The organism is Bradyrhizobium sp. CCBAU 11386 (genome assembly GCF_028128955.1).
GTDB lineage: Bacteria > Pseudomonadota > Alphaproteobacteria > Rhizobiales > Xanthobacteraceae > Bradyrhizobium.
Genome location: NZ_LBKA01000027.1, coordinates 71273 through 85316, shown reverse-complemented (window position 1 = coordinate 85316; position 14044 = coordinate 71273). Strand labels below are relative to the sequence as shown.

The 14044-nt window shown below is 63.2% G+C and carries 17 protein-coding genes and 1 tRNA gene; 10 read left to right on the top strand and 8 right to left on the bottom strand.

Going from position 1 to position 14044, the window contains the following annotated elements; all coding sequences use genetic code 11:
* The first annotated feature begins 131 nt into the window (after nucleotides 1-131).
* The 7 genes from mdcA to XI09_RS06710 are packed head-to-tail and all read left to right on the top strand — an operon-like array spanning nucleotide 132 to nucleotide 6173.
* Nucleotides 132-1778 carry a malonate decarboxylase subunit alpha gene (mdcA, locus tag XI09_RS06740; protein WP_271566173.1) on the top strand — a complete coding sequence of 549 codons (1647 nt, stop codon included), beginning with the start codon at nucleotides 132-134 and terminating at the stop codon, nucleotides 1776-1778.
* A gap of 10 nt (nucleotides 1779-1788) precedes the next feature.
* Nucleotides 1789-2106: a malonate decarboxylase acyl carrier protein gene (mdcC, locus tag XI09_RS06735; RefSeq protein ID WP_271566172.1), complete on the top strand. Its 318-nt coding sequence runs from the start codon at nucleotides 1789-1791 to the stop codon at nucleotides 2104-2106.
* Nucleotides 2103-3017: a biotin-independent malonate decarboxylase subunit beta gene (locus tag XI09_RS06730; protein WP_271566171.1), complete on the top strand. Its 915-nt coding sequence runs from the start codon at nucleotides 2103-2105 to the stop codon at nucleotides 3015-3017. The genes mdcC and XI09_RS06730 overlap by 4 nt, the downstream gene beginning before the upstream one ends.
* Nucleotides 3004-3744, top strand: a complete 741-nt coding sequence (gene mdcE / locus XI09_RS06725) for a biotin-independent malonate decarboxylase subunit gamma (RefSeq protein WP_271566170.1) — start codon at nucleotides 3004-3006, stop codon at nucleotides 3742-3744. Before XI09_RS06730 ends, mdcE begins: the two co-directional genes overlap by 14 nt.
* Entirely contained in the window at nucleotides 3737-4384 is a 648-nt protein-coding gene (gene mdcG / locus XI09_RS06720) for a malonate decarboxylase holo-[acyl-carrier-protein] synthase (RefSeq protein ID WP_271566169.1), read from the top strand. Before mdcE ends, mdcG begins: the two co-directional genes overlap by 8 nt.
* Entirely contained in the window at nucleotides 4381-5229 is an 849-nt protein-coding gene (gene mdcB, locus XI09_RS06715) for a triphosphoribosyl-dephospho-CoA synthase MdcB (protein ID WP_271566168.1), read from the top strand. The genes mdcG and mdcB overlap by 4 nt, the downstream gene beginning before the upstream one ends.
* Nucleotides 5229-6173 carry an acyltransferase domain-containing protein gene (locus XI09_RS06710; RefSeq protein ID WP_271566167.1) on the top strand — a complete coding sequence of 315 codons (945 nt, stop codon included), beginning with the start codon at nucleotides 5229-5231 and terminating at the stop codon, nucleotides 6171-6173. The genes mdcB and XI09_RS06710 overlap by 1 nt, the downstream gene beginning before the upstream one ends.
* Before the next feature lie 391 nt (nucleotides 6174-6564).
* Here XI09_RS06710 and XI09_RS06705 read toward each other — a convergent pair whose 3' ends face one another.
* From XI09_RS06705 to XI09_RS06695, 3 genes are read right to left on the bottom strand one after another with little or no spacing between them, the layout of a single operon-like run.
* The gene (locus XI09_RS06705; RefSeq protein WP_271566166.1) at nucleotides 6565-6762 is read right to left on the bottom strand and encodes a hypothetical protein; all 198 of its coding nucleotides are present in this window, start codon (nucleotides 6760-6762) and stop codon (nucleotides 6565-6567) included.
* 36 nt (nucleotides 6763-6798) lie between these two features.
* Nucleotides 6799-7539, bottom strand: coding sequence for a hypothetical protein (locus XI09_RS06700; protein WP_271566165.1), 741 nt, complete (start codon nucleotides 7537-7539; stop codon nucleotides 6799-6801).
* Nucleotides 7523-7828, bottom strand: a complete 306-nt coding sequence (locus XI09_RS06695) for a hypothetical protein (RefSeq protein ID WP_271566164.1) — start codon at nucleotides 7826-7828, stop codon at nucleotides 7523-7525. Before XI09_RS06695 ends, XI09_RS06700 begins: the two co-directional genes overlap by 17 nt.
* A gap of 106 nt (nucleotides 7829-7934) precedes the next feature.
* Between XI09_RS06695 and XI09_RS06690 the strand changes: the two genes are divergently transcribed.
* Entirely contained in the window at nucleotides 7935-8525 is a 591-nt protein-coding gene (locus XI09_RS06690; protein WP_271566163.1) for a hypothetical protein, read from the top strand.
* Nucleotides 8526-8797: 272 nt separating this feature from the next.
* On the opposite strand, the gene XI09_RS06685 is transcribed toward XI09_RS06690, so the two are convergent.
* The 3 genes from XI09_RS06685 to XI09_RS06675 form a co-directional block, all read right to left on the bottom strand.
* Nucleotides 8798-8971, bottom strand: a complete 174-nt coding sequence (locus XI09_RS06685) for a hypothetical protein (protein WP_271566162.1) — start codon at nucleotides 8969-8971, stop codon at nucleotides 8798-8800.
* A 197-nt stretch (nucleotides 8972-9168) separates the two neighbouring features.
* Nucleotides 9169-9242: transfer RNA gene (locus XI09_RS06680), tRNA-Gly, on the bottom strand.
* 318 nt (nucleotides 9243-9560) lie between these two features.
* Entirely contained in the window at nucleotides 9561-11966 is a 2406-nt protein-coding gene (locus XI09_RS06675) for an ATP-binding protein (RefSeq protein ID WP_271566161.1), read from the bottom strand.
* 336 nt (nucleotides 11967-12302) lie between these two features.
* Here XI09_RS06675 and XI09_RS06670 point away from each other — a divergent pair, with 336 nt between their 5' ends.
* Nucleotides 12303-13016 carry a substrate-binding periplasmic protein gene (locus XI09_RS06670; protein WP_271566160.1) on the top strand — a complete coding sequence of 238 codons (714 nt, stop codon included), beginning with the start codon at nucleotides 12303-12305 and terminating at the stop codon, nucleotides 13014-13016.
* 9 nt (nucleotides 13017-13025) lie between these two features.
* Here XI09_RS06670 and XI09_RS06665 read toward each other — a convergent pair whose 3' ends face one another.
* Both XI09_RS06665 and XI09_RS06660 read right to left on the bottom strand, forming a co-directional pair.
* Nucleotides 13026-13229 carry a hypothetical protein gene (locus XI09_RS06665; protein ID WP_271566159.1) on the bottom strand — a complete coding sequence of 68 codons (204 nt, stop codon included), beginning with the start codon at nucleotides 13227-13229 and terminating at the stop codon, nucleotides 13026-13028.
* Nucleotides 13230-13268: 39 nt separating this feature from the next.
* Entirely contained in the window at nucleotides 13269-13454 is a 186-nt protein-coding gene (locus XI09_RS06660) for a hypothetical protein (protein ID WP_271566158.1), read from the bottom strand.
* 201 nt (nucleotides 13455-13655) lie between these two features.
* Between XI09_RS06660 and XI09_RS06655 the strand changes: the two genes are divergently transcribed.
* Nucleotides 13656-14036: a YciI family protein gene (locus tag XI09_RS06655; protein ID WP_271566157.1), complete on the top strand. Its 381-nt coding sequence runs from the start codon at nucleotides 13656-13658 to the stop codon at nucleotides 14034-14036.
* The last annotated feature ends 8 nt before the right edge of the window (nucleotides 14037-14044 follow it).

Genomic DNA, 14044 nt, shown 5'->3' with positions numbered 1-14044 from the left:
CATCATGAATCTCCTCCTGTGTATGCGAATATCCATCGCTTATGAGATTGCGTATACACTAATTGACATCCAGGCGCAATACGCATACATTCAACGCTAATGAGGCCAATTTCGCATGCCAAGGAGCCGAGATGAGCAATTGGGGTATGCAAAAGGCCGCTCTGGGAGAGCGCCTGACGGCCGGTCGACGGCACGCGAAGGGAAAGATCGTCCCGCTCCCGAGCCTGCCCGCGTTTCTGAAGGCGGTGATCCGATCAGGCGACCGGGTCTGCCTGGAGGGCGACAATCAGAAGCAGGCCGACATCCTCGCCGCGGCGCTCGCCAACCTCGACCCCGCTGAGATCAGCGACCTGCACATGGTCCAGTCCGGCGTGGTCCTGCCCGCCCATCTCGACATCTTCGAGAAAGGCATCGCGCGGCGGCTCGACTTCTCCTATTCGGGCCCGCAATCGGCGCGCATCGCGCGCATGCTGTTCGGCGGCAAGATCGAGCTCGGCGCGGTCCATACCTATCTCGAGCTGTTCGCCCGCTACTTCATCGACCTCACGCCGAACGTCGCGCTGATTGCGGCGGTCAGCGCCGACAAGGACGGCAACCTCTATACGGGACCGAACACCGAGGACACGCCGACCGTCGTCGAGGCGACGAGCTACAAGAACGGCCTCGTCGTGGCGCAGGTCGCCGAGATCGTCGACAAGGTGCCGCGCGTCGATATTCCCGGCGACCTCGTGCATTTCGTGGTCGAAGCCGGCAGGCCGTTCTATGTCGAGCCGCTCTTCACCCGCGACCCCGCCGCCATCACCGAGACCCAGATCCTGACGGCGATGCTCGCCATCAAGGGCATCTATGCGCCCTACGGCGTGCGCCGGCTCAATCATGGCATCGGCTTCAACACCGCCGCGATCGAGCTGCTGCTGCCGACCTATGGCGAGAAGCTCGGCCTCAAGGGCAAGGTCTGCACCCATTTCGCGCTCAATCCGCATCCGACGATGATTCCGGCGATCGAATCCGGCTGGGTCGAGCAGATCCATTGCTTCGGATCGGAAGTCGGCATGGAGGACTATGTCGCCGCGCGCTCCGACATCTTCTTCACGGGGCCCGACGGCTCGCTGCGATCCAATCGCGCCTTCTGCCAGACGGCCGGCCTCTATGCCTGCGACATGTTCATCGGATCGACGCTCCAGATCGATCTCGAGGGCCACAGCTCGACGGTGACGACGAGCCGCATCGCGGGGTTCGGTGGTGCGCCCAACATGGGCTCCGATCCGCGCGGCCGCCGCCACGCGAGCGAACCCTGGCTCAAGGCTGGTGCCGAGGCGGCGCCCGATGCCGCCCCCGCCCTGCGCCGCGGCCGCAAGCTCGTGGTGCAGATCGGCGAGACCTTCGGCGAGCGCAATGCTCCGCTCTTCGTCGAGCGGCTGGATGCGCTCGAGCTGGCGCGCGAGCTCAAGCTCGATCTCGCGCCGGTGATGGTCTACTCGGACGACGTGACCCACATCGTCACCGAGGAAGGCATCGCCAACCTCCTGATGTGCCGCAGCAAGGACGAGCGCGAGCAGGCCATCCGCGGCGTCGCCGGCTACACCGACATCGGCCGCGCGCGCGATGCGAAGCTGGTTGAGCAGCTCCGGCAACGCGGCGTGATCCGGCGTCCCGAGGATCTCGGCATCGATCCGCTCGATGCCGACCGCCGCCTGCTGGCGGCCCGCTCGATCAAGGACCTCATGCTGGCCTCCGGCGGCCTCTACCGTCCGCCCAGCCGCTTCCGCAACTGGTGAGGAGTTTTGCATGGAAAAGCTCAGCTTCAGACTGACCGCAGCCAGATCCGCCGGCGGCACCCGCACGCAGGCGATCGTCGGCGTCGTCGCCTCCGGCAATCTCGAGGTCCTGCTGGAACGCACCTCGCCAGCCGATACGTGCACGATCGACATCGCAACCGCAGCCCACGGCTTCGGCGCGGTGTGGGACGCCGTGGTCCGTGACTTCGTCGCCCGCCGCCCTGCCGGCGGCCTGCGCATCTCCATCAATGACGGCGGAGCCCGGCCGGACACGGTCGCGCTGCGCCTTGCGCAAGGCGTCCGCAAGATCGAGGAGCCGGAACGATGACACAGGTGGCAGCCAACACGGTTTCGATGAGCTGGTACGAGGCGAGCGCCCGGCAGCGCATCGACGCGCTGGTCGATGCCGGCAGCTTTTGCGAATACATCGGCCCCGAACTGCGCGAGATCAGCCCGCATCTTTCGATCTTCGACCTGCCGGAACAGTTCGACGACGGCATCGTCATCGGGCATGGCCGCCTGGAGGGATCGCCGGTGCTCGTTGCCGCGCAGGAAGGACGCTTCATGGGCGGCGCCTTCGGCGAAGTCCACGGCGCCAAGCTCACGGGGCTATTGCTCGCAGCTCGTGCGCATCGTCAGGACGTGCTGATCCTGTTCGACACCGGCGGCGTGCGGCTTCAGGAAGCCAATGCCGGCGAGCTCGCGATCGCAGAAATCATGCGTGCGGTGATCGAGGTGCGGCGTGCGGGCGTCAGCGTCGTCGGGCTGATCGGCGGCCGCGCCGGATGCTATGGCGGCGGCAGCCTGATCGCCGGCACCTGCTCGCGCCTGATCGTGTCCGAGCAGGGACGGATCAGCGTCAGCGGCCCCGAGGTGATCGAGACCAACAGAGGCATCGAGGAGTTCGACTCGCGCGACCGCGCGCTGGTGTGGCGCACCATGGGCGGCAAGCACCGCTATCTCATCGGCGGCGCCGACACGTTCGTCGACGACGAGGCGCTGGCGTTTCGCCAGGCGGCGATCGACGCGCTCAAGATCAAGCGTGGCTGCGACACCACCGTTCTCGAGGCCGAGCAGAATCGCCTGGAGCATCGGCTGCAGCGTTTCGGCGAAGCCGAGGACGCCGTCGATATCTGGCAGACGCTAGGTATCGACGCGCCGACCGAGATCCCCGCGCTTCCGACCGACGCTTTTCTACGCGCGGCAAAGACAAGGGAGAACGCCGATGACGCTCGATGACATCCTGACCGGCTTGTTCCCGAACGGCAGCAAGATCGAAACGACCGGCGCGATGATCGCGGGACATGCGACCCTGCCCGACGGCGAGCCGATCCACGTGCTCGGCATCACGCAAGGACAGCCGCTCGGCGTGGACGAGGCGATCGCGCTCGCAGGGCGCGTGATCGAGATCATCAAGTCATGCGATCGGACGCCGATCCTGTTCCTGGTGGATTCCGCCAGCCAGCGCATGAGCAAGCGCGACGAACTGTTCGGCCTCAGCGAATACCTCTCGCATCTCGCCAAGGTGCTGCTGCTGGCGGAAGCGGAAGGACACCGTACGGTCGGCCTGCTCTACGGCGGCAGCGCGGCGGGCGCGTTTATCGCCACTGCTCTTGCCACCGGCACGCTGGTGGCACTCCCCGGCGCGCATCCCGCGGTGATGGATCTGCCGTCGATGGCGCGGGTCACCAAGCTTCCGATCGACGTGCTGAAGGCCAAGGCGGAAGCAACGCCCATTTTCGCGCCCGGGCTCGACAATATGGTCCGCACCGGCGGCATTCACGTCGTCTGGGACGAAACTGCACCCCTGGCGCCGCAGCTTGCGGCCGTGCTGGCGCAGCCTGCCGGACGGGACGAACGCAGCCGGCTCGGCGCGGAGCGGGGCGGACGTCGAAAGGCGGCCGAGATCGCCGATCGGGTCGTCGCGCTCGCCGCGGTCGCGCAGCGGGGAGCGCAACATGGCTGAAGCGCTTGCGCGTCACACCATGGTGAAGGCTTCGGCAGCCGGATGGGCTGTCGCGATGAGCCGCCACCCCGAACTCGCCAGCGAACCGATCATCGACGGCTGGGCGCGTGCTGGCCATCCCCTCATCGTTCGCCGGCCAGCGTGCAGCGATGCCGCCGGCATGATTCCGCTCGGCCTGCCGCTGCCGCCCAGCCACGGCAAACGGCGCATCGCGCTCGCGCTCGCGCCCGGTGACATCATCGCATCTGCTGCGCCGCCACCCTTGGCCGATGCGGCCGCCGTGGCGCCTGCACACTGGCAGGAGACGATCGGCCTGCTGCTCCAGCTTCTGCCGGAGACCCGCACCTTCGGCAGCCTGGCCTGGCAATATCTCACCGGCTTGCCCTATCTTTCCGACAGTTCGGACCTCGATCTGCTCTGGCCGCTGTCGCCGGCAAGGCACGCCGGCACCCTGCCGTCGGACATCGGCCGGATCGCGAAGCAGGCTCCGATGCGGCTGGACGGCGAAATCGTTGGTCGCGCGGGAGGGGTCCAATGGCGCGAGCTCATCGGAGCTGACGACGATGAAGTCCTCGTGAAAGGCCCCGCCTGCGTCATCAGCACGACGCGCGCCGCATTTCTGTCGGGGAAGCTGTCGTGAACGTCGCGCTGAGATGGCAATCGACACCCGGCCGCGCGCTCGATGCGGAGCAGTTCGGTGATCTGGCGTCGCTTTGCCTGAAGCTTGAAGTTGAAACCCATCCGAAACCGGGGCTCGTAAGCCATGTCGACAATGGCGCGCACAGCGACATGGACGCCGAGCTGCTGTGCCGCAGCGCCGACACCTTGAGGCCATTCCTCCGCGATCTGGCGCATGCCGGAGCCGAGGGCGCCGGCATGAGCCGGTTGCGCGCGATCGGGGTCGCCGCTGAGCGCGCCATGCTCGCGGCAACCGGAGGCGTCAACACGCATCGCGGCGCGATCTTCGGATTGGGTCTGCTCTGCGCCGCGGCCGGATATCGCGGTGCGCTCGGCATTCGCAAATCGCTCGGCGATCTGGTGTCGCAGCGCTGGGGCGAAGACATCCTTTCAGGTCCCATATCCTTGCGCAGCCATGGCGCCATGGCCTCGCGGCGTTACGGTGCCGGCGGCGCCCGGGCGGAGGCCGCTTGCGGCTTCCCATCGGTGTACGAGATCGCCCTGCCCGCCCTGCATGCTGCACGAAAGCTCGCGCCTTGCGATGAGGAAGCGGTCCGCGTTCAGACCTGCATGACGCTCATCGCTGATGTCACCGACACCAACCTCCTGCATCGCGGCGGAGAGGATGGATTGCACTTCGCGCAGGACAGCGCATCTGCATTCCTTGGCGACGGAGGCGTCGGACGTCACGGCTGGCGCGAGCGAGCCATCGAGATTCATCAGGCATTCGTGGCGCGCAATCTCAGTCCCGGCGGCTCGGCGGATCTGCTGGCCATGGCCCTCTTCGTCGATCGGCTGGACCTCTGATGCTTGCCCTGCTCTGCGGTGGACAAGGCACCCTCTCGGACAAGATCTTCGATCTGGCCGCCGATCAGCCTGCCGCAGAGCCCGTTTTCACCGCGGCGACCGCGTGTCTCGGCGAGGATCCACGGGAGTTCGTCCGGACGCACAGCGCAGACGAGCTGTCCGCCAACCATGTCAGCCAGATCCTGACCGTCACATCGACGCTCGCGATCCATGCCTGCATTGCCGATCTCCTGACCGAACCTACGGCCGTCACCGGCTACAGCGTCGGCGAGATGACCGCCTGGAGCATTGCAGGGATATGGACCGCCGATGAAGCCTTGCGACTGACGGCTGTTCGCGCGTGCCTGATGGACAGCGTCGCCGGACCCGACGGCCGCCTCGGCTATGTGCGCGGGCTCGACCCGGCCGCACTCGAACGCCTGCTCGGGAAGCATCGCTGCGAGATCGCGATCAGGAACCCCGATCGTCTCGTTGTCGTCGGAGGCGCCGAGCAGGACGTGATCGACCTCTGCCAGGAAGCGACCCGACAAGGCGCCACGCGCACAGGTCTTCTCGCCGTGAGAATCGCGTCGCACACGCGGCAGCTCGAACAGGCCTGCCGCCCCTTTCAACTGACGCTCGACGCCAGCACACGCTCCGCTATCGCAAATCAACGAGTCTTGCTCGCCGGAGGCGACGGCGAGCGCATCTTCTCGGCCAGCAACGCAACAGCAAAGCTCGCCTCCCAGGTGGCGCGCCCGATCGACTGGTCGGCGACGCTGGAAGCGCTTGCCGAGCTCGGCGTCAGCAGGGTGCTGGATCTCGGTCCAGGACACGCACTCGCCGAGATGATGCAGGCTTTCCTTCCCTCCGTCCGCTGCTACGCGGCGGACGGATTTCGCACGGTAGGTGGTTTGCGAGATTGGTTACAGAGCCGCCCCGGCCGTGGCACTCGCGCTCCTTGACGCAATTAGGGAGCTGCGTCCGACTGGGGGGCTGAGGTTACAAGATGCGTAAATGAAACGCATCAACCGTCGTGCAAGACAAGCGAAGCGACGCTTGTCAGAACGAAAATGGGCGACTTGTCAGAATGAAAAGGCCCTGACGCGCTAAATTATTGAAAACATTGGAGCGGGTGAAGGGAATCGAACCCTCGTATTCAGCTTGGAAGGCTCGGCCAAATCCCTCACGCAACTTCCTCGAACTTCACTTTCCTGCGTAAAAACAGCACTTTCCAGCATTCCCGACTTCACGCCAAATCACCCAAAAGTCGGTAAAGTCATGGGCTATTGCGCCCGATGAGCGCCCTGAAAAACGGAACTTTTGGCGGCGGCGCGACAACAAAAAAGCGCCGTGTCAACTCACGGCGCTCTCTTTATCACTCTTTTTCCAGGACCGCGAATGCCTGGTCAGCTTCGCCAGATCCCGCTTCGCCCTCGCCCGCTCCTCATCATCCTCGGCATCCTCCACCCGCTGCTTGAAGATCAGCACCAGCTTTTCCTGGAGCGATCGCTTTTCGCCGGAGCCGTCGAGGGATTTGAGGAAGATTATCATGGTGCAAGGATACGATCACGACGTAGGGCAACGCGCTCACGCTGAATGAAACCATGCCAGCGTTGCGATTTGTGGGGTGATATGGCCGACCCTTATTCGCAGACCGACCTTTTTCCAAACGAACTCCCAACTCGAATTGTCGCGATGATCGACGACATCCTCTGGTCGAATGAAATCAATCTCCATCCTCGTTGAACAATCCGACATTATTGCTGGAGCCGTTGTTCCTAGATCGGCAGTTTCGATACTGTCAGATCTAGCCTCAGTTGAGGGCTTTAGCGTGCTCAAAGGCGCTGATGTCGCCCGTATCCAAGGCATCTCATCTTGTTGTTGCAGTACAATACCAACGTCGGCAATTCCTTCGAATATTGCCTCATCTTTTGCCTTGCGATCAGCGTTAGACTTCAGATGAAACATCACGTCAGGATGGAACGTGAAATGCGGATTCTTCACTTGCAATAGCGCGTCTGGATCAGAAGGAAGGACGTATTCAATCGTTATTCGATTGTAGGCATTCCAGATAAATTGCCGCTCGCGAAGCCTCGGCGAAACGTAGGCCCTGTCTTTAAGACCAAACGATATAGAGCCATCGGGTTGAAATGAAATCCAACCCACGCTGATGGTGCGCCCCGCATGACTGACCGTAATATGTCTTCTCAAATAGGTCTCGCCCCGTTCGACGACGACTATATCAACCGCTACTGATTCTAGGCAGCAGCAAACATATCCGACTGCGGCGAAGGCGAAGCGGCTACAGGTCTCACGGCGCGCCACCATGCAGCAAAACGTACACGTTCAAGAAAAGAAAGATCGCGCCGATGATCACCACAGCCCAAGCCATCATTCCTAGTGAATGGGCCTGCATGGCGTAGCCTTCGATCATTTCATCGTACATCTGATCGATGCGTTCTTCTTCCCACCTTGCAATTTTGGCGTCACACTCCTTGAAGAATGCCTCCACCACTGCATCTTTGCGACGCCGCTCCTCAACAAGATGGGCAGGCAAAATAAGTCTTCGACCGACGCCATGACTATTGGCAGCCGATGTACCGGTTTCAACCTCCATACACCTCCCTCGTGAGTGTTTCGTTGTTTGTTAATTTCAGGTTGTATTGTAGCTCATATTTAAGCAATTCAGCGTCTCATCCACGCAACTGATTTCCGAGAGCGTCATGTCTGACAGTTCAAAAAATTTCAGCAATACCTTGGTTACAATCGCACTCAAGGGTGGCCTCCATCAACTTGGACCTGATTTAGAGGAAAAAGAGCTAGCTGCGATAGGATGGGTTACTGCGCACTGGGCGATTCTGGAGCACTATCTCCTCTACCAGAGCGTAAAGATGGCTGCCGCTCGCGGCGTCGAGCCGGATGCAGACGTTTTCAACCTATCGTTCGCGCGGCGTCTCAAGGCTTGGTTGACCGAGGTCAGGCTCCTTCCTGACGGTTCCCGCAAGACCGAACTTGAAAAGCTTTCTGGCAAGATTGCAAACTGTGAAAACAGGCGACATCAAACAACACATGGCCTGTGGGCTTGGGAAGTAAGCGATCCAGACAAGCTCAAGACATTTAGCGACAGGCCGAGAGTCGAATTTGAAGTGAGTATCGAATTCGATGGCCTGATTAAGCTTGCCAAGGAAATTGGCGAGATAAACTTTGTCTTGGCATATCCGAACGGCATCGAGGACTTCCACAAAGAAAAAGCGGAGTCAGGTGGAAGTTTCAGCCGAAGCTTTTTGAAAGCCGTCAGGCCCGACAAGGATTAATTAGGCTCGATTATCCGAGCCAAGCGACAAATTCGCTCCACGACCATACCTTGACCGAAAAACCGGCTCGCTGAATCTTGGAGGCTAGCCGGGTTTCGTTCGTAACGAGCACATCAGCCTCACCCGCCGCCGTTGCCGCTATTAGCGCATCTTCTGCATGGTTTTGATTTCCAGACATCAGTGCAACGATTGAGGCATTCACCTTGTCGGTGCCCCAACTGCACTCGTCCCAACGGGATACGTCCCACACCGCCCCGCTAGTTGGCACCTTCTCAGCCAGCCCGTAAATCTCCAGGAGTGCGGTGTGACTCCGGAGCGAGCGACAGTTCATCACGCTGGACATGCGTGCTCACGAGATTCAATCGCCCTTCGGAAATGCGCTGCGTAATCGCTCGCAGCACGGAGTCGCCCGCCGCAATCAAGTCGTGCACGTTGCTGTCCAGCATGATGCGCATTCGCTAAATATATCAGCAGCGATCCTCAGCCAGCGAATCTATTGCTCTATTGATTTTTCAACGACTTAGGAAAATCGGTGCGCCCGATGAGCGTCCTAGAAAAAGGGCGCATAACTTTCTCGGATTCTTGACGGACTCCGACCCTCATGTAACACACTGAACCTGCGTTGATTTTCGCGTTGTTGGGATGGAGCGGGTGAAGGGAATCGAACCCTCGTATTCAGCTTGGAAGGCTGCTGCTCTACCATTGAGCTACACCCGCATCTCGCGTTCCCCTAACACGGCCGCGCGGCGGCCTCAACTGCCCCGGATCGGTCTTTCCCGCTTCGCGAACGGGCTTGTTCCCAGCCGCCAGCCCCAGCTCTTAACGACGAGGGTGTTTCGCCCTATATTGAGCCTCCCGAAACCAACGAAAGGAGGTGATCCAGTGTCTTATCTCAAGCGCTGTCACCTCGCTGGGATCGCCCGCTAAGCTCTGAACAAGGCTTGGCATCGGGGCGCTCTCAGCCCTGGACCAGCGAGCACGAAATCGGGCGCGACGGGGCCTCCCCGCCGCGCCTTTTTCGTAGGCAGATGCCGCTCAGGCGGCCGGCCCGCCCGCAAGCACCTCGCAAATCTTCTGCGACAGCTCCGACTTCCGGTATGGCTTCTGAAGCAGCGCCACGCCGGGATCGAGATGTCCTTCGTGGACGATGGTGTTGTCGGTATAGCCAGAGGTGTAGAGCACCCTCACCCCAGGACGGCGAAGCCGCACGGCTTCGGCCAGTTCCCGCCCGTTCATGCCGCCGGGCATGATGATATCCGTGAACAGCAGATCGAAACTGGCGCCCTGGTCGACCAGCGCGAGGGCGGCTGCGCCGTCGCCGGCCACGAGCGTGCGATAGCCAAGGCTGCCGAGCTGGGCGATGACATAGCCCTGCACCAGCGGATCGTCCTCGACCACGAGTATCGTCTCGTGCCCGCGCGCCGCAGCGAGCGCCTGCGCCGGTCCTGTCCTGGTCGGCGCCTCGCCCTTCGATCGCGGCAGGAACAACCGCATCACCGTGCCTTGTCCCTCCTCGCTCTCGATCTCGACGGTGCCGCCGGTCTGGCGGGCAAAGCCGTAGACCATGCTGAGCCCGAGCCCGGTGCCGCGGCCGACCCCCTTGGTGGTGAAGAACGGCTCGAACACGTGCTCGCGGATGTCGGCCGGGATGCCGTGACCGGTGTCGGTCACCGCAATCATCACGAAGGCGCCGCGCATGACGTCGCCGTCGCTGCGCACGCCGTCAAGCTCCCGATTCGCGGTCTCGAGCGTGAGCCTGCCGCCGTCCGGCATCGCATCACGCGCGTTGACGGCGAGATTGACGATCGCGGAGGAGAGCTGCGACGGATCCGCCATCGCGGACCAGGCGTCGTCCGCGAGCCGGGTCACGATCTCGATATGCTCGCCCAGGATCGGCTTCAGCAGCTTCGCCGTTTCGACCACGAGGGCATTGACGTCGATTTCGCGCGGCTCCAGCGGCTGGCGGCGCGCGAAGGTCAACAGCTGCGAGGTAATCTCGGCGCCGCGCGCGGCCGCATCGTCGATCAGCTGCGCGATCGCGGCGAACTGAGGCCTGTCCGCAAGCCCTTCCTGGATGATCTCGATGGTGCCGGTGATGACGGTGAGCACGTTGTTGAAGTCGTGCGCGACGCCGCCGGTGAGCTGGCCGATCGCGTCCATCTTCTGGGATTGGCGAAGCCGCTCCTCGGTCTCGTGCTGCTCGGTGACATCAGTGGCGGAGCCGCGATAACCCATGAAGCGTCCACCGGCCGCGAATACCGGCTGGCCGTTGACGCTGAAATGGCGCACCCGTCCGGTCATGTCGCGACCGCGATACTCGAACTTCCGGAACGGCTCGTGGCGGTCCAGCACCGCCATGTGCACGCGCCATTTCTCCGGCTCGGCGTCGTGGTCGAACGCGGCATCGGTGCGGCGCTTGCCGATCAGCGCCTTATGGTCCATGCCGAAGGCCCCGGCGCGGTCGGATATGTAGGTGAACCGATGATCCGGCCCGGTCTCCCAGAACCAGTCGGACGCGGTCTCGGCATAGTCGCGGAAGCGCTGCTCGCTCGCGCGCGCGTCGTCTTCGGCGCGCTGGCGGATCTTCAGGTCGCGCTCGAGATTCGCATTGGCCTCGCGCAACTCGCCATAGGCCCGCTCGAGATTGGCGCACAGGGCGTTGAAAGCGTCGATCACCTTGTCCAGTTCGTCCGCATCGTAGGGCGGCCGACGCTCCAGGTGCAAAGGCGGCGGCGGCCGCGCCAGGCTGTACTTGCTGACGAAGTCGGCGATGGCAACCAGGTGCCGCGTCACCAGGAGATGGACCATGTAGATGATGAACAGCGAGACGAGGAACGTCTTCGCCGCCTGGCTTGCCAGGATGATCAGGGCCCGGTTCAGCAATTGCCGATAGACCTCGCTCAACGTCGCCTCGACATGGAGCACGCCGATCGTGCGCGCGGCCCCCTGCACGGAATAGTTCAGCGGGTAGTCGCGCGTCACGATCGAACGGGTGTTCGGCTCGCCGACCGCGACACGGATTGGATTGGGACGATCGGCGATCTCGCGCACCTCGGCGGCGCGGATGTCGGGCAGCCGCAGGATGCCGTCGAGCTGGAGCTTGATCTGGTTCTGGTCGAGATTCCACAGGCTCTCGCCGAGGCTGCCTGTGGTGCTGCGGCCGATCTCGTCAAGCCGCGTCTCGATGACGCCGACCTCGCGGTCGTAGTCGAGATAGAGCTGAAGCGCGGTCAGCATCAGCGTCACGATCGAGGAGAACAGCAGCACGGCGGCCAGGAGGCGCGGCCCGACGCCGCTGCGCGACCAGTTGAAGATCCGCGACAGCAACGCTCCGATCATCGCCGGCGCAAGCGCAGCGCCGATCCCGCTCAAATCCTGCTTCGCGGCCGCCGGGGCAACGGCGCGGCTGCGCTTGGAATCCTCGTCGCCTGCGTTGCCCATGCACCACGTCCCCGGAATGGCGGCATCCTGCTCCGGCCGGCCGGTCGCGGCCGCGAGCAATTCGATCGTTGAGACTTTCCCTTCACGCGACCTGCGTGGTGTTCCTGTCGGCCCATGGGCGGCTTGAGGTCGGCGGGGTCATATCTTGCGCCCAGCAGCAGGATTCTCGGGCAAACTATCACCTCGGGTGCTAGAATGACATCGGTTAAAGTCCGGAGCCGCCTGCATGGCGGGCGAGCGATGGCCGTTGCAGCCGGCGCGCAGGCGCGCCACTCCCGGTAGATCGCGCGGGCCTCCGAATCCAGTAGTAGCAATGCACGACCAAGGAGACGCGTGATGTGGCGGATAGCCATCGCCTGCCTGTCGTTGCTCGCAGCCGGTCCAACGCAGGCGCAGGAGCTGATCCGGCTGGCGCGCATCGCCGACATCCCCGATCAATATGTCGGCGGCGAGATGCTGCGGGCCGTCTATGCCAAGCTCAACATCAGGCTGGAATTCGAGGACGTCCCCGGCAAGCGGGCACTCGCGCTGTCGAGCGCAGGCGAGGTCGACGGCGAGATCCAGCGGATCGGAACGCTCGCGCGCGACTACCCCACGCTGATCCAGGTCACGCCGGCGATCAACTACATCGAGCCCGCGGTGTTCACGACGAAACTGCATTTCGACGTCGCTGGCTGGAATTCGATCAGGGACTACAGCATCGGCATCGTCCGCGGCGTCGGCTCCTCGGAGGCCGGCACCCGCGACATGGCCCGCGTCACGGCGACCACCAGCCTCGAGAACATGGTCAAGATGCTCGACGCCGACCGTTTCGACGTGATTGTCACCGACCTCTTCAGCGGACTCGTCGCGGTGAGGAAGCTCAATCTGCAGGCCAGGATCTACCCGCTCTCCCCGCCGCTCGAGCGCATCCACATCTACCACTACCTGCACGAACGTCATCGCGATCTGGTGCCGAAGGTCGGCAAGGTGATCGCGCAGATGGAGGCGAGCGGCGAACTGGCGGCGCTGCGGGAGGCCCTCGTCAAGCGGGTCCTCAACGCGCCGTGAGGGCGTCGTTCAGGTCGCGCGAAGCCGTTCGCGTAACGCCACCGCGGCGATCAGCACGCCAACGCACCAGGCCATGACCGCCCGGTGAGGCTCCTCGCCGAGCAGCACCGTAACGATGCTCGTGAGCAGGCACGGCGCGATCGCCTTGCTGCTACGGCTCGCCAGCGAGAGCAGAAACGGCAGCGCGGCGATCGATATTTGCAGGACACCCATCAGCGAAGACCGGTCTCGCCCAATGCTTCAGAAAAGGCTTCAGAAGCCGCAGACCTTGAGCGCGCGCGGGCGTTTGCCGCGACGGCTCTCGACGATGCGTTCGCCGCCGTTCTCGGCCGAGCTGCCGTAATAGCGGTGATGACCGCTCTGGTCGTGCAAATCGGCAGGCTCCGATTGTGCCGCCCGCCGTGCGTCGCAGATGATCTTGATGGTGTGACCCGACATTGCCGCCTCCGATGACCTTCCGTGTTCTTGTGGCCATCAGTCGCCCCGGATTTGGGCAGCGTTCACCCCGCAAGGCGGCAATCGGGTTTCAGGACGGTTTCGTCGAGCCTGCACGACGCAATATTTTGTGCTTGGGGATTGTCGGGGCGGGCTGCGGTGATACGTCCTTTGGACGCGCGCAGCAAAAAAATGAGGTGACGAATGCTCTACGCCATCCTGGCCTATCACGTGGAAGACGAGATTTTATCCTGGACACCGGAGCAGGACGCTGCGGTCGTGGCCAAGGTCATCGAGGTTCAGGCGCCTTTGAGGGCAAGCGGACACTTCGGGCCGGCCGCCCGTCTGGACGAGACCCGAAAGGCCCGCACCTTGCGTGGCCCCGGCGCGGGCGTGGTGCTGGACGGCCCGTTTGCCGAGACCAAGGAGCAGCTTCTGGGCTTCCACCTCGTGGAATACGACACTGACGATGAGGCCATCGCGGCGGCGCGGAGGCTGCGTCAGGTTAATCCGACTGCGGTCTACGAAATCCGCCCGGTCAAGCTTTACGTGCCGGCCGACGGGTTCGGCGCGACACCAGGGTAAGCCGCGCC

Bases quoted from the DNA above. Each gene is read 5' to 3' on its own strand.
- mdcA (WP_271566173.1), top strand. From the start codon at position 132: ATGAGCAATTGGGGTATGCAAAAGGCCGCTCTGGGAGAGCGCCTGACG.
- mdcC (WP_271566172.1), top strand. From the start codon at position 1,789: ATGGAAAAGCTCAGCTTCAGACTGACCGCAGCCAGATCCGCCGGCGGC.
- XI09_RS06730 (WP_271566171.1), top strand. From the start codon at position 2,103: ATGACACAGGTGGCAGCCAACACGGTTTCGATGAGCTGGTACGAGGCG.
- mdcE (WP_271566170.1), top strand. From the start codon at position 3,004: ATGACGCTCGATGACATCCTGACCGGCTTGTTCCCGAACGGCAGCAAG.
- mdcG (WP_271566169.1), top strand. From the start codon at position 3,737: ATGGCTGAAGCGCTTGCGCGTCACACCATGGTGAAGGCTTCGGCAGCC.
- XI09_RS06710 (WP_271566167.1), top strand. From the start codon at position 5,229: ATGCTTGCCCTGCTCTGCGGTGGACAAGGCACCCTCTCGGACAAGATC.
- XI09_RS06705 (WP_271566166.1), bottom strand. From the start codon at position 6,762: ATGATAATCTTCCTCAAATCCCTCGACGGCTCCGGCGAAAAGCGATCG.
- XI09_RS06700 (WP_271566165.1), bottom strand. From the start codon at position 7,539: ATGGTGGCGCGCCGTGAGACCTGTAGCCGCTTCGCCTTCGCCGCAGTC.
- XI09_RS06695 (WP_271566164.1), bottom strand. From the start codon at position 7,828: ATGGAGGTTGAAACCGGTACATCGGCTGCCAATAGTCATGGCGTCGGT.
- XI09_RS06690 (WP_271566163.1), top strand. From the start codon at position 7,935: ATGTCTGACAGTTCAAAAAATTTCAGCAATACCTTGGTTACAATCGCA.
- XI09_RS06685 (WP_271566162.1), bottom strand. From the start codon at position 8,971: ATGCTGGACAGCAACGTGCACGACTTGATTGCGGCGGGCGACTCCGTG.
- XI09_RS06675 (WP_271566161.1), bottom strand. From the start codon at position 11,966: ATGGGCAACGCAGGCGACGAGGATTCCAAGCGCAGCCGCGCCGTTGCC.
- XI09_RS06670 (WP_271566160.1), top strand. From the start codon at position 12,303: ATGTGGCGGATAGCCATCGCCTGCCTGTCGTTGCTCGCAGCCGGTCCA.
- XI09_RS06665 (WP_271566159.1), bottom strand. From the start codon at position 13,229: ATGGGTGTCCTGCAAATATCGATCGCCGCGCTGCCGTTTCTGCTCTCG.
- XI09_RS06660 (WP_271566158.1), bottom strand. From the start codon at position 13,454: ATGTCGGGTCACACCATCAAGATCATCTGCGACGCACGGCGGGCGGCA.
- XI09_RS06655 (WP_271566157.1), top strand. From the start codon at position 13,656: ATGCTCTACGCCATCCTGGCCTATCACGTGGAAGACGAGATTTTATCC.